The sequence below is a fragment of the Nocardia sp. Marseille-Q1738 genome, from assembly GCF_965283145.1.
Map to the genome: position 1 here is coordinate 1,171,805 of NZ_CBDIMS010000001.1, position 22,952 is coordinate 1,194,756.

23 protein-coding genes and 1 tRNA gene are annotated in these 22,952 nt (G+C 67.1%); 17 read left to right on the forward strand and 7 right to left on the reverse strand.

Translation table 11 applies throughout. The features are described 5' to 3' along the window. Positions 1-11 precede the first annotated feature (11 nt). The gene (locus tag ACWPXK_RS05375) at positions 12-1,205 is read right to left on the reverse strand and encodes an acyl-CoA dehydrogenase family protein (protein ID WP_454194860.1); all 1,194 of its coding nucleotides are present in this window, start codon (positions 1,203-1,205) and stop codon (positions 12-14) included. A gap of 207 nt (positions 1,206-1,412) precedes the next feature. Between ACWPXK_RS05375 and ACWPXK_RS05380 the strand changes: the two genes are divergently transcribed. The 12 genes from ACWPXK_RS05380 to ACWPXK_RS05435 all read left to right on the forward strand — a co-directional run bounded on the left by ACWPXK_RS05380 (position 1,413) and on the right by ACWPXK_RS05435 (position 13,067). Continuing rightward, the gene (locus ACWPXK_RS05380) at positions 1,413-1,601 is read left to right on the forward strand and encodes a ferredoxin (protein ID WP_454194861.1); all 189 of its coding nucleotides are present in this window, start codon (positions 1,413-1,415) and stop codon (positions 1,599-1,601) included. 43 nt (positions 1,602-1,644) lie between these two features. Beyond that, on the forward strand, positions 1,645-2,547 hold the full coding sequence (locus ACWPXK_RS05385; protein ID WP_454194862.1) for a 3-oxoacyl-ACP reductase: 903 nt from the start codon (positions 1,645-1,647) through the stop codon (positions 2,545-2,547). 292 nt (positions 2,548-2,839) lie between these two features. Continuing rightward, a complete protein-coding gene (locus tag ACWPXK_RS05390) occupies positions 2,840-3,604 on the forward strand; it encodes an MlaE family ABC transporter permease (RefSeq protein WP_454194863.1) in 765 nt (254 codons plus the stop codon). A gap of 4 nt (positions 3,605-3,608) precedes the next feature. Further along, on the forward strand, positions 3,609-4,460 hold the full coding sequence (locus ACWPXK_RS05395) for an MlaE family ABC transporter permease (protein ID WP_454194864.1): 852 nt from the start codon (positions 3,609-3,611) through the stop codon (positions 4,458-4,460). A 5-nt stretch (positions 4,461-4,465) separates the two neighbouring features. Continuing rightward, positions 4,466-5,680 (forward strand): MCE family protein, encoded by a 1,215-nt coding sequence (locus ACWPXK_RS05400; RefSeq protein ID WP_454194865.1) that lies wholly within the window; start codon positions 4,466-4,468, stop codon positions 5,678-5,680. After that, positions 5,677-6,705, forward strand: a complete 1,029-nt coding sequence (locus ACWPXK_RS05405; RefSeq protein ID WP_454194866.1) for an MCE family protein — start codon at positions 5,677-5,679, stop codon at positions 6,703-6,705. The genes ACWPXK_RS05400 and ACWPXK_RS05405 overlap by 4 nt, the downstream gene beginning before the upstream one ends. Then, the gene (locus ACWPXK_RS05410; protein WP_454194867.1) at positions 6,702-7,763 is read left to right on the forward strand and encodes an MCE family protein; all 1,062 of its coding nucleotides are present in this window, start codon (positions 6,702-6,704) and stop codon (positions 7,761-7,763) included. The genes ACWPXK_RS05405 and ACWPXK_RS05410 overlap by 4 nt, the downstream gene beginning before the upstream one ends. An 82-nt stretch (positions 7,764-7,845) precedes the next feature. After that, positions 7,846-9,120 carry an MCE family protein gene (locus ACWPXK_RS05415; protein ID WP_454194868.1) on the forward strand — a complete coding sequence of 425 codons (1,275 nt, stop codon included), beginning with the start codon at positions 7,846-7,848 and terminating at the stop codon, positions 9,118-9,120. Then, a complete protein-coding gene (locus tag ACWPXK_RS05420) occupies positions 9,120-10,367 on the forward strand; it encodes an MCE family protein (protein WP_454194869.1) in 1,248 nt (415 codons plus the stop codon). Before ACWPXK_RS05415 ends, ACWPXK_RS05420 begins: the two co-directional genes overlap by 1 nt. Beyond that, on the forward strand, positions 10,364-11,788 hold the full coding sequence (locus ACWPXK_RS05425) for an MCE family protein (RefSeq protein ID WP_454194870.1): 1,425 nt from the start codon (positions 10,364-10,366) through the stop codon (positions 11,786-11,788). The genes ACWPXK_RS05420 and ACWPXK_RS05425 overlap by 4 nt, the downstream gene beginning before the upstream one ends. Beyond that, the gene (locus tag ACWPXK_RS05430; RefSeq protein WP_454194871.1) at positions 11,785-12,576 is read left to right on the forward strand and encodes a hypothetical protein; all 792 of its coding nucleotides are present in this window, start codon (positions 11,785-11,787) and stop codon (positions 12,574-12,576) included. Before ACWPXK_RS05425 ends, ACWPXK_RS05430 begins: the two co-directional genes overlap by 4 nt. Beyond that, positions 12,573-13,067 (forward strand): h domain protein, encoded by a 495-nt coding sequence (locus tag ACWPXK_RS05435; protein ID WP_454194872.1) that lies wholly within the window; start codon positions 12,573-12,575, stop codon positions 13,065-13,067. The genes ACWPXK_RS05430 and ACWPXK_RS05435 overlap by 4 nt, the downstream gene beginning before the upstream one ends. A 257-nt stretch (positions 13,068-13,324) precedes the next feature. Here ACWPXK_RS05435 and ACWPXK_RS05440 read toward each other — a convergent pair whose 3' ends face one another. From ACWPXK_RS05440 to ACWPXK_RS05455, 4 genes are all read right to left on the reverse strand, one after another. After that, entirely contained in the window at positions 13,325-14,710 is a 1,386-nt protein-coding gene (locus ACWPXK_RS05440; protein WP_454195460.1) for a sensor histidine kinase, read from the reverse strand. 74 nt (positions 14,711-14,784) lie between these two features. Then, positions 14,785-15,516, reverse strand: a complete 732-nt coding sequence (locus ACWPXK_RS05445) for a response regulator transcription factor (RefSeq protein ID WP_454194873.1) — start codon at positions 15,514-15,516, stop codon at positions 14,785-14,787. Positions 15,517-15,601: 85 nt separating this feature from the next. Continuing rightward, complete coding sequence (locus ACWPXK_RS05450) at positions 15,602-17,152, reverse strand: alpha,alpha-trehalose-phosphate synthase (UDP-forming) (protein WP_454195461.1); 1,551 nt, start codon at positions 17,150-17,152, stop codon at positions 15,602-15,604. Between the two features lie 84 nt (positions 17,153-17,236). Continuing rightward, positions 17,237-17,407, reverse strand: coding sequence for a hypothetical protein (locus ACWPXK_RS05455; protein ID WP_169333842.1), 171 nt, complete (start codon positions 17,405-17,407; stop codon positions 17,237-17,239). A 186-nt stretch (positions 17,408-17,593) separates the two neighbouring features. Between ACWPXK_RS05455 and ACWPXK_RS05460 the strand changes: the two genes are divergently transcribed. From ACWPXK_RS05460 to ACWPXK_RS05475, 4 genes are all read left to right on the forward strand, one after another. After that, a complete protein-coding gene (locus ACWPXK_RS05460) occupies positions 17,594-18,427 on the forward strand; it encodes an alpha/beta fold hydrolase (RefSeq protein ID WP_454194874.1) in 834 nt (277 codons plus the stop codon). Between the two features lie 169 nt (positions 18,428-18,596). Further along, positions 18,597-18,839 (forward strand): MbtH family protein, encoded by a 243-nt coding sequence (locus tag ACWPXK_RS05465; RefSeq protein WP_040773625.1) that lies wholly within the window; start codon positions 18,597-18,599, stop codon positions 18,837-18,839. A gap of 109 nt (positions 18,840-18,948) precedes the next feature. After that, positions 18,949-19,023: transfer RNA gene (locus tag ACWPXK_RS05470), tRNA-Thr, on the forward strand. Positions 19,024-19,389: 366 nt separating this feature from the next. Further along, entirely contained in the window at positions 19,390-19,551 is a 162-nt protein-coding gene (locus ACWPXK_RS05475) for a hypothetical protein (RefSeq protein ID WP_454194875.1), read from the forward strand. A gap of 583 nt (positions 19,552-20,134) precedes the next feature. Here the strand turns inward: ACWPXK_RS05475 and ACWPXK_RS05480 are convergent. Further along, the gene (locus tag ACWPXK_RS05480; protein WP_454194876.1) at positions 20,135-21,118 is read right to left on the reverse strand and encodes an aldo/keto reductase; all 984 of its coding nucleotides are present in this window, start codon (positions 21,116-21,118) and stop codon (positions 20,135-20,137) included. A gap of 128 nt (positions 21,119-21,246) precedes the next feature. Between ACWPXK_RS05480 and ACWPXK_RS05485 the strand changes: the two genes are divergently transcribed. Further along, positions 21,247-21,669 carry a MarR family winged helix-turn-helix transcriptional regulator gene (locus ACWPXK_RS05485; RefSeq protein WP_454194877.1) on the forward strand — a complete coding sequence of 141 codons (423 nt, stop codon included), beginning with the start codon at positions 21,247-21,249 and terminating at the stop codon, positions 21,667-21,669. Positions 21,670-21,721: 52 nt separating this feature from the next. On the opposite strand, the gene ACWPXK_RS05490 is transcribed toward ACWPXK_RS05485, so the two are convergent. Beyond that, positions 21,722-22,837: a helix-turn-helix domain-containing protein gene (locus ACWPXK_RS05490; RefSeq protein ID WP_454194878.1), complete on the reverse strand. Its 1,116-nt coding sequence runs from the start codon at positions 22,835-22,837 to the stop codon at positions 21,722-21,724. Positions 22,838-22,952 lie beyond the last annotated feature (115 nt).

Consider the following 22,952-nt stretch of genomic DNA (forward strand, 5'->3'; position numbering starts at 1 on the left):
CTCGCTTTCGATCAGCGCGCCGCGGCAGGCTGCTTGAGGGCGGTCATGGCGATGATGTCGCGCTGCACCTCGTTGGTGCCGCCGCCGAAGGTCAGGATGAGCGCGGCGCGGTGCATCCGCTCCAGCCGTCCGCGCAGTTCGGCGCCGGGGGAGTCCTGGCGCAGGTACGCCTGCGGACCGAGCACCTCCATGAGCAGCCGGTAGGCCTCGGTCGCCAGCTCGGTGCCGTACACCTTGCAGGCCGAGGCATCCCACGGCTGCGGCGCCGCGTCACCGCCCGCGTCGGCCCGACTGGCGATCTCCCAGTTCAGCAGCTTCAGGTAGTCGACCTTGGCGTGCACCTTGGCCAGGTTGAGCTGCACCCACTCCCGGTCGATCACCCGGGAGCCGTCGCTGGCCTTGGTATTGCTCGCCCACTCCACGGTCTGGCGCAGCGCCAGCGCCAGTGGCCCCGCGGAAGTGAGCGCCACGCGTTCGTGGTTGAGCTGGTTGGTGATCAGCGCCCAGCCACCGTTCTCCTGACCGACCAGAGCGCTCGTGGGCACCCGGACGTCCTGGTAGTACGTCGCGCTGGTGTCCGGGCCCGCCATGGTGTGCACCGGGGTCCAGGAGAAGCCCTCGGCGGTGGTCGGCACGATGAGCATGCTGATGCCCTTGTGCTTCTTGGCCGTCGGATCGGTGCGCACGGCCAGCCAGACGTAGTCGGCGTAGGCGATCAGGCTGGTCCACATCTTCTGGCCGTTGATCACGTACTCGTCGCCGTCGCGCACCGCGGTGGTGCGCAAACTGGCCAGGTCGGTGCCCGCGCCCGGCTCGGAGTAACCGATGGAGAAGTGCAGTTCCCCGGCCGCGATCTTGGGCAAGAAGAACTTCTTCTGCTCCTCGCTGCCGTAGTGCATGATCGTCGGCGCGACCGAGTTGATGGTCAGGAACGGCACCGGCGCGCCCGCGATCGCGGCCTCGTCGGTGAAGATCAGCTGGTCCATGGTCGGGCGGTCCTGGCCGCCGTACTCTGTGGGCCAGCCCAGCGCCAGCCACCCGTCGTGGCCCATCTGCTGGACGACCTCGCGATAGACGTTGCCCTGCCCGTACTCACCGGTCTGCGCGCTGAGCGCCTCCCTGCGCTCCGGGGTGATGAGCCGCGCGAAGTAGTCGCGCAGCTCCGCGCGCAGCTGCTCCTGTTGCGGCGTGTACGCAATGCGCATGGCAGTACCTCTTGGGGGATGGTCAGCCGACGGAGCTTGCGGAGTCGGCGGGGTGGGTGGGACCGAGCCTTCGTTGGATCGGGTTCTCCCGATCATTGCATATGGACTGAAACATGTTCCAGTATTGATACGGAATCCCCCGATGACGCCCCGTCGAGGCTGATCGGCTTGTTAGGCTTCGGCCGGAGCGGTGGTAAAGGAGTCGCTATGAAGATCACGGTCGATCTGGACCAATGCGAAGCGAATGGAATCTGCGTCGGAATCGCCCCCGACGTGTTCGAACTCGATGACGAGGACGTGCTGCACATTGCGAATGCCGAGGTGCCCGCCGATCGGCTCGCCGACGTCGAGGACGCCGTCGCGCAGTGCCCCAAGGCTGCGCTGCGATTGCAGTGAACGACCCTTGCCGTAAGTTGGAACACGTTCTAGAGTCGGCCGCGTGAGCAATGAGCTGAGCCTTGCGGGCCGAGTGGCGATCGTGACCGGCGGCGGCGCCGGACTTGGGCGGGCCGAAGCGCTCGCGCTGGCCGGGGCGGGCGCCTCGGTGGTGGTCAACGATCTCGCGGAGTCGGACGCGGTCGCGGACACGCTCGCCGAGATCCGCGGCCTCGGCGCCAAAGCGGAGTTCGTCGCGGGCAGCATCGCCGAGCGGGCCACCGCCGACGCGCTGATCCGTACCGCCGAGGAATCCTTCGGGTCGGTCGACATCGTCGTCAACAACGCGGGTATCACCCGCGACCGCATGCTGTTCAACATGTCCGACGAGGATTTCGACGCGGTGGTCGCGGTGCACCTGCGCGGCCATTTCCTGTTGTCCCGCAACGCCGCCGCCTACTGGCGCGGCAAATCCAAGCGGGCGGGCGCCCCGGTCTACGGCAGGCTGGTCAACACCTCCTCGGAGGCGGGCTTGCTCGGGCCGGAGGGGCAGGCCAACTACGGCGCCGCGAAGGCGGGCATCACCGCCCTGACCTTGTCGGCCGCGCGGGCGCTGTCCCGCTATGGCGTGCGCGCCAACGCGATCGCGCCGCGGGCGCGAACCGCCATGACCGAGGCGGTGTTCAGTCCCGCGCCGGAGGGGGATGTCGATCCGCTGTCGCCCGAGCACGTGGCCCGGCTGGTCGCCTACCTCGCCTCGCCCGCCGCGGATGCGGTCAATGGGCAGCTGTTCGTCGTCTACGGGGGGATGGTGGCGCTCATGGCGGCGCCGGTCGTCGAACGCCGGTTCGACGCGACCGGTGGGCAGTGGTCGGCTCGGGACCTGGCCGACACGCTGGGGGACTACTTCGCCGACCGCCCGTCCGGGCGGACCTTCTCGGCATCGGCGCTGATCGAGCTGGGGTAACCGGCGGCGGCTTGCCGCGAGTGCGCTACTGATCAACTGTCCAGCTGTTGATCGGGCGATCGGCGCTTGGTAGACATAGGGACGGGTTATGTCACACCTCACAAAGGTGGGATCATTCCCGGATGAAACCGGTGTCAAATTAATATGCCGATCTTTCGAGAAAATGCACTTCAAAAGTGTGAAAAATGCTTCCGGCAACACGGTGAACATGTTCTAATCGTTCCGGCGGTGCGGCCACGGTGGAGATTCGCGCCGTGCTCCGTGTACGTCGGTTGAGCAAGGAGGATCGCGGATGAACGAGGTCCTTGCCGTGCCGTTGCGGGCCGTCGGTGGATTCTTCGAACTCACCGCCGATGTCGCACGTTCCAGTGTGCGCCGACCCTTTCAATGGCGTGAGTTCATCGACCAGTCCTGGTTCATCGCGCGAGTTTCGATCGTGCCGACATTGCTGGTGGCCATTCCGTTCACCGTTCTGGTGAGCTTCACGCTGAACATTCTGTTGCGCGAGATCGGCGCGGCCGACCTCAGTGGCGCAGGCGCGGCATTCGGCGCCGTCACGCAGGTCGGCCCGATCGTCACCGTGCTCATCGTCGCGGGGGCGGGCGCGACGGCGATCTGCGCCGACCTGGGCGCGCGCACCATTCGCGAGGAAATCGACGCGATGCGGGTATTGGGCATCAATCCGGTGCACCGACTGGTGGTGCCGCGCGTGCTCGCGTCGATGTTCGTGGCGCTGATGCTCAACAGCCTGGTGTGCACGATCGGCATCGTCGGTGGGTTTCTGTTCTCGGTATATCTGCAGGATGTCAACCCCGGCGCGTTCGTCAATGGGATCACGCTGCTCACCCATCTGCCCGAACTGATCATTTCCGAGGTGAAAGCCGGTTTGTTCGGGCTGATCGCGGGGCTGGTCGCCTGTTATCTGGGCCTGAATGTCAGAGGTGGTCCCAAGAGTGTCGGTGATGCGGTGAATCAGACCGTAGTCTTCGCTTTCATGGCCCTGTTCGTCGTGAACGTGGTGGTCACCGCCGTCGGCATCAAGTTCACGGTGCGGTGACGCGATGGCCTTCGTAATCGAATCCCGCTTTCCCCGGACCGTTCGGCGGGTACGCCGGATATCGGACTCGCTCGATTCGGTCGGCAAGCATGCCGTGTTCTACGCACAGGCGCTGGGCTCCCTTCCGCGGGCGCTGCTGCACTACCGCACCGAGACGATCCGGCTGATCGCCGAGATCAGCATGGGCACAGGAGCTTTGGCGGTCATCGGCGGCACGGTGGTGATCGTCGGATTCCTCACGCTGTTCGCCGGCGGCACCATCGCGGTGCAGGGCTACAGCTCATTGGGCAACATCGGCGTCGAGGCGCTCACCGGCTTCTTCGCGGCGTTCATCAACGTCCGCATCGCCGCGCCGGTGATCTCCGGCATCGGCCTGGCCGCCACCATCGGGGCCGGTTCCACCGCGCAATTGGGCGCGATGCGGGTGGCCGAGGAGATCGACGCGCTGGAGTCGATGGCGATCCGGCCGGTGCCGTACCTGGTCGGCACCCGCGTGCTGGCCGGGATGATCGCCATCGTCCCGCTCTACGCGCTCGCGGTGATCGCCTCGTTCCTGGCCAGCCGGTTCGCCACGGTGGTGATCTACGGGCAGTCGGCGGGCGTCTACGACCATTACTTCTCGACCTTTCTCATCCCGAGCGACATCCTCTGGTCGTTCGCCCAGGCGATCTTCATGGCCTTGGCCGTCATGATGATCCACACCTACTACGGCTACAACGCCGCGGGCGGACCGGTCGGCGTCGGTGTCGCGGTAGGCAACGCGGTGCGGGCCTCGCTGGTCGCGGTGGTCACGGTGACCCTGCTGATCTCGCTGGCCATCTACGGCACCTCCGGCAACTTCCATCTCTCCGGATAAGCGACATGGCGGAATCGAAGCAAACGGAAAGCCGCCTGGTGCGGGCACTGCACGGCGGACTCGGCCTGAAATTGGCCGGGGCGGCGATGGTGCTCGCGCTGGTCGCCGTCGTGGCCGTCGCGCTGATCATGTTCGTCGGCGGGTTCACTCCCACGGCAACCGTGACGGTGGACGCGCCGCGCAGCGGCCTGGTCCTCGACCCGGACGCCAAGGTGAAGGTGCGCGGTGTGGAGATCGGCCGCGTCGCGTCGGTCGACCACACGGCTGACGGCGCCAGGCTGAAACTGGCTCTGGATCCGGAGTTGCTGAAGCTGGTGCCGTCCAACGCGGACGTCGACATCAGGTCCACCACCGTGTTCGGCGCGAAGTACGTCAATTTCGTTGTGCCCCAGCAGCCTTCGTCCACCCCGCTGCGGCCGGGCGCGACCGTGACGGCGCAGCAGGTGACCGTCGAGTTCAACACGCTGTTCCAGCATCTGGCCGACGTGCTCGCCAAGATCGCGCCGGAGAAGCTGAACGCGACGCTGTCCGCGCTGGGCACAGCGTTGCAAGGCCGGGGACAGAAGCTGGGCGACCTGCTCGCGCAGAGCGACGCCTACCTGCGCGACATCAACCCGTATCTACCCACGCTGCAGCAGGACCTGGCGAAGACCAGCGACGTCACCAACCTGTACGCGGACACGGTGAACGACCTGCTGCGCACGGTGAACAACGCGATCGTCACCGGCAACACCCTGGTCGAGGAGCAGAACAGTCTCGACAACGTGCTGGTGAACCTCATCGGGCTGGCCGACACCACCGGTTCGGTCCTGCGCGACAACGAGAGCCAGCTCGTCACGGCGCTCGATCTGCTGCGCCCGACCACCGGACTGCTCGACGATTACGCGCCCGCGCTGTACTGCCTGATCGGCGGCCTGGGCAAGGCGCTGCCGATGGGCGAGGCGGTCTTCGGCGGCCTACAAGAAGGTGTCGCGCTGAACACCGGCTTCATGTACGGCGTCAAGCCCTACACCTATCCGGAGGACCTGCCCAAGGTCAACGCGACCGGCGGTCCACGCTGTGCAGGGCTGCTGGACCGGGTACCGGGCAGCCACGCGGACTATGTCGTCACCGATACCTCGGAAGGTCTCGTGTACACACCGTCGACGACGCTGACGGTGAACCCGCCGAAGATCTTCCAGATCCTGTTCGCCGGAATGCCGGGGGTGCCGCGTCCGTGAAGAAAAACGCGACGACCGTCAAATTGGCCATCTTCACCCTGGTGATGACGCTGGTCTTCGCCGGACTCGCGGTCGTGTTCAGCCAGATGCGTTTCGCGCGGGAGCACGGCTACCACGCCGTGTTCACCAGCTCCTCCGGCATGCTGCCCGGCGCGAAGGTGCGCATCGCCGGTGTGCCGGTCGGGTCGGTCACCTCGGTGAAGGTCGGCAAGGACTACCTGGCGCACGTCGAGTTCGACGTCGACCACAAGTATCGGCTGCTCACCAGCACCCGCGCGGCGATCAAGTACGAGAACCTGGTCGGTGACCGCTATCTCGAGCTGTCCGAGGGACCCGGATCGAATCGGGTGCTGCAGCCGGGCGGCACCATCGACAAGGAACAGACCGCGCCGGCACTGGATTTGGACATGCTGCTCGGCGGGTTCCGGCCGCTGCTGCGCGGCTTGGACCCCGGGCAGGTGAACGACCTGACCAACGCGCTGTTGCAGATCTTCCAAGGCCAAGGCGGCACGCTGGTGGCGCTGCTCAACAGCGGCGGCTCGTTCGCCAAGACGCTGGCGGATCGGGACGCGCTGATCGGCAGCGTGATCGACAACCTGAACACCGTGTTGCGGACCATCGATGAGCGCGGTGACCAATTCGCCACGACCATCGCCGAATTGCAACGGTTGATCAGCGGATTGGCCGCCGATCGGGACCAGATCGGCGACGCCATCCCGCGCATCGCGGGCGCCACCGGCGACCTCACCGACCTGCTCGCCCAGGCCCGCCCCGACCTACAGGGCACCATCGAGCAGACCGGACGACTGGCCACCAACCTCGACGCCGGGTCCGACACCGTGCAGTGGGTGCTGGAACGGCTGCCGTCGACCTATCGCCAGCTGATCCGGATCGGTGCGTACGGCTCCTTCCTCCAGCTCTACGTCTGTCAGACGAACTTCCTGGTGGACGGCCCGAACGGACAGACGATGAAGATCAACATGCCTGGGGCGCAGACGACCGGAAGGTGTGCGGACGAGCGATGAACGACCAGCGATCACCCGCCATCACCATCGGCATCGTCGGCCTCGTGCTCGCGGTGGCGGTGGCGCTGTCGGCATTGCAATTCGACCGGCTTCCGTTCATCCGCTCCGGCGCCACGTTCACCGCCTACTTCGCCGACGCGGGCGGTCTGGTGCCCGGGGACCCGGTCCAGGTCGCGGGCGTACGGTCCGGACGGGTCGAAGACGTCAGCCTGGACGGCGCGAAGGTGCTCGTCCGGTTCACCCTGGCGGAGTCGATCGTGCTGGGTGACAAGACCTCGGCGGCGATCAAGACCAATACGGTGCTCGGGCGCAAATCGCTGGAGGTGACACCGTCCGGCCCTGGCGCGTTGCGCCGCGACGACACCATTCCGCTGGACCGCACCACCTCGCCGTATTCGCTCAACGAGGCGCTCGGCGATCTGGCGGGCACGGTGCACGGCTTGGACATGGACCAGGTCGATCAGACCCTCGACGCGCTCTCGGCGACATTCGCCGACACGCCCGCTCCGCTGCGCTCGGCACTCGACGGCGTCACCGCGCTCTCGCGCAGCATCAACGCGCGCGATGAGGCCCTATCGGATCTGCTCAGGCGTGCGCAGAACGTGACGAAGATCCTCGCCGACCGCGGCAACCAGATCAACGCGCTGCTGCTGGACGGCAACGAGTTGCTCGGCGAGCTGGACCGGCGGCGCACCGCGCTCGGTCAGCTGATCGTGTACGTCAACGGACTTGCCCAGCAGCTGTCCGGCCTGGTCGCCGACAACGAGGCACAACTGAAACCCGCACTGGACAAGCTGAATTCGGTGCTGGCGCTGTTGCAGCGGAACAAGCAGAACATCGCGGACGCGCTGGAGGGGCTCGGCCCGTTCGCCGCCGCGCTCGGCGAGCAGGTGGGCAGCGGACCCTACTTCCAGGCGTACGTGGTCAACGCCGCGAGCAAGACGCTCCAGCCGCTGGTGGACGCGCTGGTGTGGCCGCAGCACCTGCCGAACGATCTGCAGAGCTACCTCACGCCGTTCCCGTCGATCGAACCAGCGATACAGGAGCCGCCGCGATGAGTGGGCATTACCCGTCCATCCTTTACCCGTCTCGAACCGTCGATAGATCGGCCCCGACGACGAGGGAGTCGCGTCCGGGGGGATGTGCATGCTGAGCGTCGTACGGAAACTGCCCCGTTGGGCGCTGGTGGTGGCCGGTGTGCTGGCCGCCGTGCTCGTGGTCGCCATCGCGTGGAACGGCATAGCCCGCATCGGAACAACCAAGGTCACCGCCTATTTTCCGTCCACATCAGGCTTGTACGCGGGCGACGACGTGCGGGTGCTCGGCGTGCAGGTGGGCCGGATCGACGCGATCGAGCCCGGCGCCGACCGGGTGAAGGTGACGATGACGCTCGACCGCGGTGTCGACGTCCCCGCCGACCCACGGGCGGTGATCATCTCGCCCTCGCTGGTCTCCGCGCGGTTCATCCAGCTCGCACCCGCCTACACCGGCGGCCCGAAGCTGACCGACGGCGCCGTGATCCCCATGGAGCACACCGCGGTGCCGGTCGAGTGGGACGACATCAAGGCGGAGTTGTCCAAGCTGGCCACGGCGCTCGGCCCGGTCGGTGACGACAAACAGGGCTCGTTCGGCCGCTTCATCGATACCGCCGCCGCCAATCTCGATGGCAACGGCCAGCGGTTCCGCGACACACTGCGGGAGCTGTCGGCGACCTTGAGCACGCTGTCGGACGGTCGCACCGACCTGTTCGGCACCGTGCGCAACCTGCAGAAGTTCGTCGAGGTGCTCGCGGCGAGCAATGAGCAGATCGTGCAGTTCGGCGGACGGCTCGCGTCGGTGTCCTCGGTGCTGGCCGGCGTCTCGGCGGATCTCGGCGCCGGACTGGACAACCTCGACGCCGCGGTGGCCGACGTGCGCCGGTTCCTGGACAACAGCGGCGCCGAACTCACCGAGGGCGTGCAGCGGCTGGCCGACGCCACCCAGGTGCTCGCCGACAAGCGGCCGGAGCTGGAACGAGTGCTGCACTCCGGTCCGACCGCGCTGGTGAACTTCTACCAGATCTACAAACCGGCTCAAGGCACCCTGACCGGCGCCATCGCCCTGAACAACCCGGCCGACCCGCTCGGTTTCCTGTGCGGCTCGGTCCGCGCGCTGGAGACCAACGACTCCGATCGCAGCGCCGACCTGTGCGCCCAGTACCTGGCTCCGGTGATCAAGAGCTTGAGCATGAACTACGTGCCGATCATGGCGAACCCGGCCAGCGGCGTGACCGCGTTCCCGGATCAGCTGGTGTACACCGACCCCAGTCTGGCCGATCGGGCGGCGAGCCAGACCCCGGCGCAACCCGCACCGGTGAGCGTGCCGGACGGCATTGCCGGACTGGCCATTCCGGGTCTTCCAGGAGGAGTGCGATGATGCCGACGCGCCGAATGCGCCGCACCGCCGTCGTCGCGGTGGGGCTGGCGGTGGCGCTCGGCCTCTCCGGTTGTCAATGGGACGGGCTGAACTCGCTGCCGATGCCCGGCACCGAGGGCACCGGGCCGGGCTCCTACCAGGTGCGCATCCAGATGCCGAATGTCACCACGCTGACCAGGAATTCGCCGGTGCGAGTGCACGACGTGACGGTCGGCACGGTCTCGAAGATCGAGGTCGAGGACTGGCACGCGCTGGTCACCGTCACGCTGAATCCCGACGTGCGGCTCCCGGCGAACGCGGTCGCCAAGATCGGGCAGACCAGTCTGCTCGGATCCAATCATGTCGAGCTGTCCGCGCCCACCGACCAATCTCCGGAAGGCCAGCTGAAGGCGGGCGACGTCATCCCGCTGCCGCGGGCCGGGGCCTACCCGACCACCGAGCAGGTGCTGTCCTCGCTGTCGGTGGTGCTCAACGGCGGCGGCGTCGCGCAGCTGGAAACCATTACCCGGGAACTGAATTCCGCGCTCACCGGGCGGGAGGACGCGATCCGGGACCTGCTGCCGCAGCTGACCGAGCTGACCACGAACCTGGACCGCCAGACCGGTGACATCGTCGCCGCGATGAGCGGCCTGGACCGCTTCGGCGGACAACTGGCCCAGCAGCGCGACCTGGTTGCGGCCGCCATCGAACAGATCCATCCGGCGTTGACCGTGCTGGCCGACCGCCGGGCGAACATCACCAGGGCGCTCACCGCGCTCGGCGAATTGAGCGATGTCACGCAGCGGATCATCGACGCCAGCGGCAACGACCTGAAGGCCAACTTGCACAGCCTCGTCCCGGTGCTGCGGTCACTTTCCGACACGGGCAGCAACCTCACCGAGGCGCTGAAGATCCTGGCCACCTTCCCGTTCCCGATGAAGAACCTCGACCACGCCATCAAGGGCGACTACCTGAATCTGTTCATGACGGTGGATATGACCGGGCGGCGGCTGGATTCGAACTTCCTCACCGGCACCCCGCTGGGCGGGCGCTTCGGCGGGGTGGAAGGGGCGCTGGGCAGCTTCGCACCGGGCACCGCCGCGCAGAACGGTGACCCGGCCACCGGGCCGCTCCAGGCGCCGCCGCCGGCGAACCAGCCCGCTCCGACCATCCCCGGTCTGCCGCCGATACCGGGCCTGCCCGCAATCCCCGGGTTGACCGTGCCCTTGCCGGGCAACACCGCACCGCAAGGGGGTCCGGGACAGTGAAACTCACTCCGTTCGTCCGTACCCAGCTGATCATCTTCTCCGTGCTCACGGTGATCGGCTTGGTGGTCATGGGCGGGACATACGTGAAGTTGCCCGCGATGTTCGGCATCGGACGCTATGAGGTCACGGTGCAGCTGACCGCGACCGGTGGCCTTTACCCCACGGCCAACGTCGCGTATCGCGGCACGAATGTCGGTGTGGTGAAGGAAGTCCGGCTGACGCCCGTAGGGGTGGACGCGAAACTGTCCATCGGCAGCGACTACAAGATCCCCGCCGACGTCGACGCCTGGGTGCGCAGCGTATCCGCGGTCGGCGAGCAGTACGTCGACCTGGTGCCGCCCGAGCGCCGAACGAGCGGAAACCTGCGCGACGGCAGTGTGATCCCGGTGGAGCGCACCAAGCTGCCGCAGGACGTCGGCACGCTGCTCGATCAGGCCGACCGGTTGCTGTCCAGCGTCGCGGACACCCGGCTACGGCAGGTCATCGACGAGGCGTTCCTCGCGTTCAACGGCGCAGGCCCGGACCTACAGCGGTTCATCGATTCCGCGGCCCTGCTGGTGCAGGAAGCGCAGGCCAACGCCGAACCGACGAAACAGCTCCTCGATCAGATCGGGCCGCTGCTGGACACCCAGACCCGCTCGGATGCCGCGATCCGTTCCTGGACCGCTGATCTGGCGACGGTCACCGATCAACTGCGCGGCCACGACCCCGCGCTGCGCGGCGTGCTGAACAAGGGACCGGCCGCGATGCAGCGGGTCAGCGCGCTGTTCAACGATCTGCGGCCGACACTGCCGCTGCTGCTGGCGAACCTGGTCAGCGTCGGCCAAGTGGGCGTCACGTATCACGCCGGACTGGAACAAGTCCTGGTGATCTATCCGCCACTGGTCGCCGCGCTGCTCACCGCGGTCCGCGGCCCGCTCGAATACGGCGCCTTGGTCGACTTCATGTCGTTGGTCAACGACCCGCCCGCGTGCACCACCGGGTTCCTGCCGCCGGACCAGCGCCGTTCGCCGAGCGAGCTGGACACCCCCGACACGCCGCCCGGCCTGTACTGCAAAGTTCCGCAGGATGCGCCCGAAGCGGTGCGCGGTATCCGCAATACCCCGTGCGCCGAGGTGCCCGGTGTGCGCGCCCCCACGCCGGAGCTGTGCCGGAGCGGGTACGTTCCGGTGGGCAACAACCCGCCGTTCGGGCCGCCGCAGCCGGTCGCCCCCGCGGCCGCGCCCACGGACGAACCCGCTGTTGTCGCACCTGCGAGTTACGGTGGCGGCACCCCGGCCGCCGCGCGGGCATACGACCCGGACACCGGCGTGTACATCGGCACCGACGGGCGGACATACCGACAGGGCGATATCGGACCGGGCGGTTCGGGCACGGTACCGTCGAGCTGGCAGGCGATGCTCGAGGAGCAGCAACGATGAGTGAGAGCAACGGAGAAGGTCACCGCACGCGGCGGCGCGCGGTGCGCTCGGCCGGGCCCCCGGTCGAGGAGAACGCGACCGCGACCACCAGGGACGCGAAGACCTCGGCCGCCGTGGCCACCGCGGCCCGCGGTGCCGATACCTCGACCTCGCTGGCGAAACCCGCCTCGCAGGACACGCCCGACTCGGTCGCGGCGGGTGCAGATGTCGCCGAGACATCCATCGCCGAAGCGAAATCGGATGCCGAGCAGGACACTGCCGAGGATTCGCCGACCGAGAAAGAGGCCGCGCAGACGCGGCATCGCGGCATCGTACGGATCCTCGCGCTGGCCGCCTCAGCGCTGCTGGTGCTCGCACTCGTATGCGGTGCGACTCTTTCGGTGTTCGCGATGCGCTCGGCGCACGAACGCGACGAGCGCCGCGCCGAGTACCTGCAAACAGCCAGGCAGGCGATCGTCAACCTCACCACCATCCGCGCCGACTCGGCCAAGCAGGACATCGACCGGATCCTGTCGCTGGCCTCCGGCGAGTTCAAGACCGAGTTCGACGGCCGGGTGGACCCGTTCACCAGCATCGTGCAGCAGGCCAAGGTGGTCTCCAGCGGCGAGATCGTCGAGGCCGCGCTGGAGAGCGACGACGATAGCTCGGCGCGCGTGCTGGTCGCCGCCAAGCAGACGCTCACCAACGCGGGCCAGGCCGAGCCGCAGACCAGGTACTACCGGTTCCGGGTCACCGTCTCCCGCGGCGATTCCGGTTTGACCGTGTCCGACGTGGAGTTCGTGGCATGAACCTGAATGGAATTCGAGGCAGGATCCTGCTCGCGGTGCTCGGGGTCGTGGTCGCGGCGGCCGCGATCATCGGCGGCGTCAACGGATACCGCTACTGGGACGACCAGCAGGCCGAGCAAGCGCGCAAGGACGCGGTCGCCACGGCCGGCCGCACCGTCGAGGCGATGTTCACCTACAGCCCGCAGACCGTGGACACCGACCTGCGGAAGTCGGCCGACAACCTCACCGGCGACTTCCGCGAGGACTACCTGACGCTGATCGACAAGCAGATCGCGCCGGGCGCCAAGGAAAAGCAGCTCACCGTCACCGCGACCACACAAGCGGGCGGTGTCGTCTCCGCCGACCGCTCGCGCGCGGTGGTCCTGCTGTTCCTCAACCAAGTCATGACGAGCAAGGACACGCCGCAGGGCACCACCACCGGCAGCCGGGTGCGCGTCACCTTGGCGAAAACCGACTCGCGCTGGTTGGTCGAGGCCGTCACTCCGGTCTGAGCGTCCGGGAGCCGCCCGAGGATCGTCCAGCGCCGCTGGTGATGCGCTGGGCACCAAGCGGCTCTGGCGGAACGAAGTATTTGGCCGCGCGGACCAGCGCGTACAGACTCGATCAAGTCGGACTGCCACCGATCCCCTCAGGCCGCTAGCCGCGCATCCGCGGTACGGGCGCCGCTGGTGGCGCATCCACCGTCGTCGCGGTGGACCCTTGTGGAGTGCGCACGACGGCCGGATCGATGGCTGCCGCGGATTCGTCGCTAGGGCGAACCCGGGTCGCGGGGCAGCCGCACGGTGAACGTCGTTCCCTCGCCGGGCGTGCTGCGCACACCGACCTCGCCGCCGTGCGCGATGACCAGAGCCTGCACGATGGACAGGCCGAGCCCGGTCCCCCCGCTGGTGCGGGTGCGGGAAGTGTCGGTGCGGTAGAAGCGTTCGAAGACGCGTTCGGCCTCCTCCGGCGGCAGGCCAGGGCCGGTGTCGGCGACCTCGAGCAGGACGTGATCGGTGGCGGGTGTCAGCCGGACCGTCACCGCCGCGTCGGGTGCGGTGTGCGTGACGGCGTTGTTCAGCAGGTTGGCCAGGACCTGGCGCAGTCGCGCCTCGTCGCCGACCACCTCCAGTGTTCCCTCGCCCGGTTCCACTTTCAGTTCAATGGTGCGCACGGGCCCGTCGGTGTGCCCGGCGGCGACCACCGCGCGCGCGTTGTGCACCGCGTCGCTGGCGACGGCGAGCAGGTCCAGCTGCCCCAGCTCCAGCGGGCGTTGCGCATCGAGCCGCGCGAGCATCAGCAGGTCCTCGACCAGCACACCCATCCGCTGGGATTCACGCTCGATGCGGTCCATGAACATGCCCGGATCAGCTGTGGCGCCTTGCCGGTACAACTCGGCGAACCCGCGGATCGTGGTCAGGGGGGTGCGCAGTTCGTGACTGGCGTCGGCGACGAAACGCCGCATACGCTCCTCGGACCGCTTGGCCGCCTCCTCGGACGCCGCGGTCGCGGTGAACGCCCGCTGGATCTGCGCCAGCATGCTGTTCAGCGACCGGGACAACCGGTCGACCTCGGTGTTGCTACCCCGCACCGGCACGCGACGGTGCAGGTCGCCGCCCGCGATCGCCGCGGCGGTACTCTCCACCCGCCGCAAGGGCCGCAGACTGCGCCGCACCATGAAATACGCGATCACCGCGAGCGCGGCCAAGACGATCGCCCCGACGATCAATTGCAGCATGATCAACCGGTGCACCGTGTCGGTGTTCTGCGTGAGCGGCAGCGCCACCGTGGTCGTGCCCTCCGGAGTCCGCACCGTCAGCGCACGCCACTCGATCGGTCCGCCGTCTACGGAGCCAACGGTGTACGGACCTGGTCGCGTTGTCTGTGGTAGGTCGGGCTCAGCATCATCGACACCGAAAGCCTTGATCATGAGCGCGCGCCCATCTGTCCGCAGCGAGCGCACGTAGAACTGGCTCGGCGCGTGGCGCGGGTCCGGCGGCGGCAGCAGTGGCGGAGGCGGTCGCCGCGACCACTCCATCGCGGCGTCACGCAACTGTTGATCGGTGCGGTCGGTCAGCTGCTGTTCCAATCCGGAGGTGACCACCATGCCGGAGACGAGTAGGCCGAGCCCGGCGGTGAGCACCAGCAGGACCATCAATGTCACGCGCAGGGGTATCGCGGACAGCAGTTCGGAGGCTTTCGCACGCGCTGTCGCGATCTTGCTCGGGCTCACGTTCCGCTCTTGCGATGGGGCGCGCGCATGACGTAGCCGACGCCGCGCAGAGTATGGATCAGCCGGGTATCGCCCGTGTCGACCTTTTTGCGCAGGTAGGAGACGTAGGTTTCCACCACGCCGACCTCGCCGCCGAAGTCGTAACGCCACACGTGATCGAGGATGCGTGGCTTGCTCAGCACCGTTCCGGCATTGACCATGAAATACCGCAGCAGTGTGAACTCGGTGGGGGACAGCGCCACCGGCTCGCCCGCCTTCCACACCTCGTGGGTATCGTCGTCGAGCTCGATGTCCTCGAAGCGGATGCGCGAGCTCTCCCGCTGCGGTGCGGCGTGACCCGCGCGGCGCAAGATGACGCGCAACCTGGCCACGACCTCCTCGAGGCTGAACGGCTTGGTGACATAGTCGTCGGCCCCCAGGGTGAGCCCTGCGACCTTGTCCTGCACCTCGTCACGTGCGGTCAAGAACAGCACGGGCGCGTCGACGCCGTCGGCGCGCAGCCTGCGCAGCAGGCCGAAGCCGTCCATGCCCGGCATCATCACGTCCACGATGAGCGCTTGGGGGCGGAAAGTGCGCGCCTTGTCCAGCGCTTGGGCGCCATCGGCCGCGGTGTCCACTTCGAAACCCTGGTAGCGCAGGCTCACCGAGAGGAGTTCGACGATCATCGGCTCGTCGTCGACCACCAGCACCCTGGCCTCGGGTCGCGGCTCGACCGGCACACTACTCATGGCTTCATGGTCCAGCACCCGGCTGCGAAGTTCCTGGATCGAAGCTGGGTGGTTCCTGTGAACCGCGGGTCGGCGGAACGCCTGCTCAGCGCGACTCGCGGGGTTCCGGGTACACGTCGTCGTCGGTCAGCAGCGCGCTGCCCGCGACCTGGCCCTGCGCCAGCGCGTCCAGGAAGGCGCGGGCCCAGCGATCCACGTCGTGGGCCAGCACCTGACGGCGCAGTGCGCGCATCCGCCTGCGCTTGACGTCCCGGTCGTCGCCGAGTGCGGCGACGATGGCGTCCTTCACGTCGTCCAGGTCGTGCGGGTTGCACAGGTACGCCTGGCGCAACTCGGCGGCGGCGCCGGTGAATTCGCTCAACACCAGGGCGCCGTTGAGTCCGCTGTGGGAGGCGACGTACTCCTTGGCGACCAGGTTCATGCCATCGCGCAGCGGCGTCACCAGCATCACGTCCGCGGCCACGAAGAACGCGATCAGCTCGTCGCGGGGAATCGGCCGGTGCAGGTAGTGCACCACCGGATAGCCCACCCGGGCGAACTCGCCGTTGATCCGGCCGACCTGACGCTCGATATCGCCGCGCATCTGGATGTAGCTCTCGACGCGCTCGCGGCTGGGCGTGGCCAGTTGGATCATGACCGTGTCGGCCGGATCGATCCGGCCGTCGATGAGCAGCTCCTCCAGCGCGTTGAGCCGGATGTCGATGCCCTTGGTGTAGTCCAGGCGGTCCACGCCGAGCAGGATGTTCTTCGGGTTGCCCAGCTCGGCCCGGATCTTCGCGGCGCGTTCGCGCACCGACCTGCGCCGGGACTGCTCGTCCAGGTCGGCCGAGGCGATCGAGATCGGGAACGCGCCGACCCGCACCGTACGGAATCCGACCTGGACGACGCCGAGCTTGGATCGCACGCCGATCGAGCCGCGCGAGGTCGGCTGGCCGGCCAGCCGACGAGCCAGGTAGAGGAAGTTCTGCGCGCCGCCGGGGAGGTGGAAGCCGATCAGGTCGGCGCCGAGCAGGCCCTCGACGATCTCGGTCCGCCATGGCATCTGCATGAACAGCTCGACCGGCGGGAACGGGATGTGCAGGAAGAACCCGATGGTCAGATCCGGGCGCAGCATGCGCAGCATCTTGGGCACCAGCTGGAGCTGGTAGTCCTGCACCCATACGGTCGCGCCCTCGGCGGCCACCTTGGCGGTGGCCTCGGCGAAACGCCGGTTCACGGTGACGTAGGCGCTCCACCACTTGCGGTCGTAGACCGGCCGCACGATCACGTCGTGGTAGAGCGGCCACAGCGTGCCGTTGGAGAAGCCCTCGTAGTAGTCGGCGACCTCCTGCGCGGCCAGCGGGACCGGGTGCAGTTCGAGGCCGTCCTCGATGATCGGGTCGACGTCCACGTCGGGCACTCCGGCCCAGCCGACCCACGCGCCCTTGTTGTTGCGCAAGACCGGCTCCAGGGCGGTGACCAGGCCGCCCGGGCTGCGTTTCCATCGGGTGGTGCCGTCGGGAAGTCGATCGAGGTCGACGGGGAGTCGGTTGGCGACGACGACGAAACCGGAGCCCGCGTCGGGACCGGTGGTTCCGGTCGCGGTGTCAGCAGTCGAGGTGTCTCTGGCGTGCTCGGAGTCGTCGGACGGGTTCATCTGGTCCACTCACGCATCCTTTGCGCGTTGCTGTATCCCGCTGGAGTTGTGTAGTCGACGTCGCCGTTGGCGTCGAGAACGAGACTATTCGCCCCGAGCGCTCGGTCCAATACCCAACATAGACAACAACATCCGGCATTCGTCGGCATCTTCGGCATAGGCCGCGACCACCCGCTGCGCCTGGCGCGCGGTCTCGTCGGCGAGTGGCTCCAGATCGTCGTCCGCAATGTCGTTGGCGCTGCCCTTCGCGGCCATTGTCAAGTCCTCCCGGCTCGTGCGCTCGTACGTGCGAAAAGTCAATGGTATGCGACGCTGGAAGGGGCGTCCGCCGGGGCGCCGACCGCCGCATGGCGCGCGACACCAGGTCACCCGGTCGGTGCGCCGACCCCGCCGGTCCCTATACCGTGGGGAGCGCAGCACCAACTCCACGAAAGGGTCGATATGCCGCTGGCCACGGTGAACGGGATTTCCCTCAACTATCAGGTGAAGGGCGACCGCGCCAGGGGCACCGACGTCAAGGGCTCCGCGCCGCTGGTGGTCATGATCATGGGCACCGGCAGTCCTGGCCGGGTGTGGGAGCTGCACCAGGTTCCGGCGCTGGTCGCGGCCGGTTACCGGGTATGCACCTTCGACAACCGCGGGATCGCGCCGTCCTTCGAGGCGGCTTCCGGCATGACCATCGACGACCTGGTCGCCGACACGGCCGCCCTCATCGAATTCCTCGGCGAGGGCCCCGCCCTGGTCGTCGGTACCTCGATGGGCGCAAGGGTGGCCCAGGAGCTGGCGCTCGCCCGCCCCGACCTGGTGCGCAAGGCAGTGTTCATGGCCGGCCACGGGCGGCTCGACCAATTCCAGAAGACGCTGTCGCTCGGCGAACACGAGCTGGACGCCAGCGGGGTGAAACTGCCGCCGAAATACGACGCCGCGATTACCGCGGTGATGAATCTCTCGCCCGCCACCATGGCCGAGCCGAACGCCGCCCGCGACTGGCTCGACCTGTTCGAGTTCACCGGCGGACCGGTTGCGCCCGGCATCCGCGCCCAGCGCAGGATGGACCACGATTTCGACCGGGTACAGGCATACCGGGCGATTCGAGTGCCCTGCCTTTCGGTCGGATTCGCCGACGACCGGATGATTCCGCCGTACCTGTCCAGGGAGATCGCCGACGTGATCCCCGGTGCGCGATACCAGGAGGTGCCGGACGCGGGACATTTCGGATATTTGGAACGGCCGGAGGCGGTCAACAAGATTCTGCTCGACTTCTTTGCGAGCTGATTGCGAGGCGGCCGACGTGCCCGCCCGGGTAAGCGCCCAGGCGTAACGTCTTGCTTGCTAGTGTCGAAACAACGCTCGGGAACACTCGGCGCCGGTGGCTTGTGAAAACCCGGCGCCGTGCGAACCAAGAGCGATCCCGTACATTGCGCCAGTATCCAGTGAGGTGAAATTGAGCACCAACCCCTTCGATGATGAAGACGGCCGCTTCTTCGTCCTGGTCAACGACGAGGAACAGCACTCCCTGTGGCCCGCCTTCGCAGAGGTTCCAGCCGGATGGCGAGTCGTGTTCGGCGAGGACAGCCGCGCCGCCTGTGTCGAGTACGTGGAGAAGAACTGGACCGACATGCGTCCGAAGAGCCTGCGCGACGCCATGGCCGCGGACGATGCGGCCCGCCAGGGAGCACAGCCCTGATCGCGCGGTAATCGATACTGCGCCGGGGATGATTCGACCGCCGCTGCGTGACACCGAAACCCGGTGTCACGCAGTCGGCGTACCCGGTTATGATGACAACCGCTTTCCCGCCTCCTTAGCTCAGTGGTAGAGCACTCGCCTTGTAAGCGAGCGGTCGTCAGTTCAATCCTGACAGGGGGCTCCATCCAGCCGCTGCGCGGCTGAGCTCAGTGGTAGAGGCCGTGCCCGTTGTTGTAAGCGAGCGGTCGTCAGTTCAATCCTGACAGGGGGCTCCATCCAGCCGCTGCGCGGCTGAGCTCAGTGGTAGAGGCCGTGCCCGTTGTTGTAAGCGAGCGGTCGTCAGTTCAATCCTGACAGGGGGCTCCATCCAGCCGCTGCGCGGCTGAGCTCAGTGGTAGAGGCCGTGCCCGTTGTTGTAAGCGAGCGGTCGTCAGTTCAATCCTGACAGGGGGCTCAAATAGGGGCTGACCTGCGATGATGGGTCAGCCACTCTGTCTGTGTATAGACAGCACACCGCTGAAACAACGCTAAACTTTGCTACCGTCGAGGGATGACGGCGTCCCGTTCCCGACAGCCCCGAAACCTCAACGCGGGCCGGTTCGAACCCGAGATTCGGTCGTTCAAGCTGCACCTGAACGCTGAGGGCAAGTCGTCGAACACGGTGACGACCTACGTCGAGGCGGTCCAGTGGTTCGCTAGTGAGTATCTCTGACAAAACAAAAGACGCCCCCGACCCAATGATCGTGCGTCGTGGAGGCGAGTGCGGACTCGGCCTGACGCTTGCTCGGCATCCCAAGATCGGATGGTCACTGACCACCGTGCCGGACCACACTCGGCACTGTTACCGGAACGAGCTCGACGAGCTGACGTTCGCACTCGTCGCTTACCGTCGCCGCGAACCCGACCGGCGCGGTGGCCGCAAGTCCAACAACAACGGCCTGTCCGCCGAATGCGACTGCGGACGTAAGATCCGCGTCTCGCATAGCGTGTACGGCGCCGGACCAATCAACTGCGGCAACTGCGGCGAACCGTTCACCACTGCGTAAAGACCTGAAAGACCGCAGTCCCCCAGTCAGTACCGATTTCCGGTCATGACGATCCGCGCCGTGGTTCTGGGCGTCAATGTCGACAGCGTGTGAGCGCGAATGTCGACATCACTCGCCCGAGCGCGGGACTCGTGACCGCGAAATCTGACATCACTGTGGGTCGGGGTGGCCGGGGATCTCACCCCGGGCCATCCGACCCCATTGAGGGCGGGGTGGCGCGCACAGCCGTGACGGACCGGAGGGCTGGAGTTAGTTGTTGACGCGGTCCATGAGCTGGTCGGGGTAGCGTGGCCCGGCGGCGGCGCCGGGAGGGAGAGCTGCGTTCAGGGCGGCGAGGTGGTCGGCGTCGAGACGGGCGTCGGCGGCCGCGGTGTTCTCTTCCAGATAGCTGATGCGCTTGGTGCCGGGAATGGGGACGATGTCGTCGCCCTGGTGGAGGAGCCACGCGAGGGCCAGCTGTGTCGGTGTGAGGCCGGCCTCTGCCGCGAAGGTGCGGACCCGGTCGGCCAGGTGCAGGTTGCGGCGCAGGTTGTCGCCCTGGAAGCGGGGGTCGAAGCGGCGGTAGTCGTCTGCGGCGAGTGAAGCGGTGTCCTTGATCGCGCCGGACAGGAAGCCGCGGCCGACCGGTGAGTAGGGGACGAGGGTGATCCCGAGCTTGCGGGTGGTCGGGAGGATCTCGGTCTCCAGGCCGCGTTCCCACAAGGAGTATTCGCTCTGGAGTGCAGTGATGGGGTGAATGGCGTGTGCCCTGCGCAGGGTGTCCGCGTTCACCTCGGACAGTCCGATGTGGCGGATCTTGCCTGCCGCGACGAGTTCGGCCAAGGCGCCGACGGTGTCTTCGATCGGAACGGCGGGATCACGCCGGTGGAGGTAGTACAGGTCGATGTGGTCCAGGCCCAGCCGGGTGAGGGAGGCATCGACGGCCCTTTTGGCGTACTGCGGGGTGGAGTCGACGGTGAAGGTGCCCTCGTGCAGGCGGGAGCCGAACTTGGTGGCCACGACGGCTTCCTCCCGCCGTCGGCCCGCCAGGGCACGGCCTAGCAGGGGTTCATTGTGGCCGGCGCCGTAGACGTCGGCAGTGTCCAGAAGGTTCACGCCCAGGTCGAGGGCGCGGTGGATGGTGGCGATGGACTGGGTGTCGTTGGTGGCTCCGTAGAACTCGGACATGCCCATCAGGCCGAGTCCGACGGCGGAGACCGACGGTCCGTTGATGCCTAGGGTGCGCTGCTTCATGAGTGGTGGCTCCTTGCTGTGGCGGGTGGAGGTGGGTGTGCAGCAATGGCCGCACACATAAAAGTTATGGTACATAACCATGATAGTCAACCCTTGTCATGCCGAATGACTTTTCATAGTCTGGAGCAATGCTGGCAGACGACCCCCTGACCTCCGAAGTGATCCACCTTTTCGCGAAGGTCACCGATCGCTACACCCGCGAGTACGAGGCCGCCGCAGCTCACCACGGACTCACCCCCCAGCAAGCGAAGGCGCTGATCGCCCTGGATGAGGCCCCTCTGCCCATGCGTCGCGTCGCCGAACGACTGGGAGCTGAACCGTCCAACCTCACCGGCATCGTGGACCGCCTGCAGAACCGGGGCCTGGTCGAACGCCAGCTCGAACCCAACGACCGGCGAATCAAGCTTCTCGCCACCACAGACGCCGGGAAAGCAGCAGCCCAAGACCTGCGCAGCCGTCTGCGCTTCGCCCGCAACCCGCTCGCCGCCCTCAACGAAGACCAGCGCCGCGACCTGCGCAACCTGTTGCAGCTGATGACCGAGGATATTTGAACACCACTAAACTATTTGTCCAGCGCTTGTGCGCTTGCTGGATGTTTCGTGGTCAGGGCTCTATCTCAGCCATCAACATGCGCAGTGTGAGCGAGTGCTTCTCTGGGGGCAGCGCGTCCAGTGCCGTCCGGGCCAGTTTCACTCCCAGAGCCCGGTCCCCGGCCCGAACCAGCATCAAGCCTCGATGCATGTCCAAGTGGGTCGCGAATCGAGGCAGCGAATCGGGCAGTTCGGCCCGCGCCGCCTCCTGTGCCTGGACCGCCAGCCGTTCGTCGCCGAGCCGGGCGGCGAGCAGCGACAGGAAGACGTTCACTCGCCACCACGGCACCGCGTAGTCGGAGGTCTGCTCCTCGGAGCCGGAACGGTCGAACGCGCGGCGGCCGTCGTCGATCAACTGACGGGCGGTGTGAGTGTCGCCTTGAAGTGCGGCGGCATGCGCCTTTCCCCATACCGCGTTGAGGCGGCCGAGACCGGGCCGCTCGGAGATGGCTAGAGCTTGGTCGGCGAATTCGTGCGCGACCGGCAACGCGGCGCCTTCGTAGCCGAGGGCGATAGCGGCCCGGCCGCGAACCCAAGTCCGGATGTCGGTGTCACCGGAGCGGTCCGCCGCTTCGGCGGCCATGCGATACCACGAGATCGCCTTGTTGCCGTCGGAGCCGGGGTAAGTCTTCGCGAACAGGGTCATCAGCCGGGCGGCGACGGCCCACATCCGTGGGGAATCGAGTTGCTGTTGCAGCACGACCAGATCGGCGGCAAGCCGCTGCTGAATCTGTGCCGCGCCTTGGCTCATATAGTCGGTGCCGTACTGAAAAAGCCTGCCTTCCCATTCCTCGATCGCTGGCCCGGTGGAATGCAGCCGCGCCGAAAACCCTTGCGCCAGAAGGTCTGACGCCACCACAGCCGCGATCGAGGTAGCGGCGAGATGCGATAGGAATTCGCGTCGATTCACGTCGGCCTCCAACAAACTCAGGGGGCAATCCAGCACCGTCGCCAGATGGCGCAGCCAGAACGACGACGGCTCGGTTCTGCCTGACTCCCAGTGCCGCGAGATGTATTCCCGCGTCATGTTGTAACCCGACACCTTGGACAGCTCAGCCGCCAACCTGCCTTGACTCCAGCCTTTGGCGGTGCGCAACTGCCTGATCAGATCGCCTGTGGCCCCCGACATATCACCAGCCTGCCACCTCTCCGGCCGGAAACGCCCGCCGAACGGCCGAATGCCACCCCTGTGCCACTAGCACGGCAACGGCTGCCCTCACCGCGCAGCGTCGGGCCGGTCATGC

Bases quoted from the DNA above. Each gene is read 5' to 3' on its own strand.
- ACWPXK_RS05390 (WP_454194863.1), top strand. From the start codon at position 2,840: ATGAACGAGGTCCTTGCCGTGCCGTTGCGGGCCGTCGGTGGATTCTTC.
- ACWPXK_RS05395 (WP_454194864.1), top strand. From the start codon at position 3,609: ATGGCCTTCGTAATCGAATCCCGCTTTCCCCGGACCGTTCGGCGGGTA.
- ACWPXK_RS05475 (WP_454194875.1), top strand. From the start codon at position 19,390: ATGACGGCGTCCCGTTCCCGACAGCCCCGAAACCTCAACGCGGGCCGG.
- ACWPXK_RS05445 (WP_454194873.1), bottom strand. From the start codon at position 15,516: ATGAGTAGTGTGCCGGTCGAGCCGCGACCCGAGGCCAGGGTGCTGGTG.
- ACWPXK_RS05460 (WP_454194874.1), top strand. From the start codon at position 17,594: ATGCCGCTGGCCACGGTGAACGGGATTTCCCTCAACTATCAGGTGAAG.
- ACWPXK_RS05430 (WP_454194871.1), top strand. From the start codon at position 11,785: ATGAGTGAGAGCAACGGAGAAGGTCACCGCACGCGGCGGCGCGCGGTG.
- ACWPXK_RS05455 (WP_169333842.1), bottom strand. From the start codon at position 17,407: ATGGCCGCGAAGGGCAGCGCCAACGACATTGCGGACGACGATCTGGAG.
- ACWPXK_RS05490 (WP_454194878.1), bottom strand. From the start codon at position 22,837: ATGTCGGGGGCCACAGGCGATCTGATCAGGCAGTTGCGCACCGCCAAA.
- ACWPXK_RS05435 (WP_454194872.1), top strand. From the start codon at position 12,573: ATGAACCTGAATGGAATTCGAGGCAGGATCCTGCTCGCGGTGCTCGGG.
- ACWPXK_RS05375 (WP_454194860.1), bottom strand. From the start codon at position 1,205: ATGCGCATTGCGTACACGCCGCAACAGGAGCAGCTGCGCGCGGAGCTG.
- ACWPXK_RS05380 (WP_454194861.1), top strand. From the start codon at position 1,413: ATGAAGATCACGGTCGATCTGGACCAATGCGAAGCGAATGGAATCTGC.
- ACWPXK_RS05415 (WP_454194868.1), top strand. From the start codon at position 7,846: ATGTGCATGCTGAGCGTCGTACGGAAACTGCCCCGTTGGGCGCTGGTG.
- ACWPXK_RS05485 (WP_454194877.1), top strand. From the start codon at position 21,247: ATGCTGGCAGACGACCCCCTGACCTCCGAAGTGATCCACCTTTTCGCG.
- ACWPXK_RS05410 (WP_454194867.1), top strand. From the start codon at position 6,702: ATGAACGACCAGCGATCACCCGCCATCACCATCGGCATCGTCGGCCTC.
- ACWPXK_RS05440 (WP_454195460.1), bottom strand. From the start codon at position 14,710: ATGGTCCTGCTGGTGCTCACCGCCGGGCTCGGCCTACTCGTCTCCGGC.
- ACWPXK_RS05480 (WP_454194876.1), bottom strand. From the start codon at position 21,118: ATGAAGCAGCGCACCCTAGGCATCAACGGACCGTCGGTCTCCGCCGTC.
- ACWPXK_RS05400 (WP_454194865.1), top strand. From the start codon at position 4,466: ATGGCGGAATCGAAGCAAACGGAAAGCCGCCTGGTGCGGGCACTGCAC.
- ACWPXK_RS05450 (WP_454195461.1), bottom strand. From the start codon at position 17,152: ATGAACCCGTCCGACGACTCCGAGCACGCCAGAGACACCTCGACTGCT.
- ACWPXK_RS05420 (WP_454194869.1), top strand. From the start codon at position 9,120: ATGCCGACGCGCCGAATGCGCCGCACCGCCGTCGTCGCGGTGGGGCTG.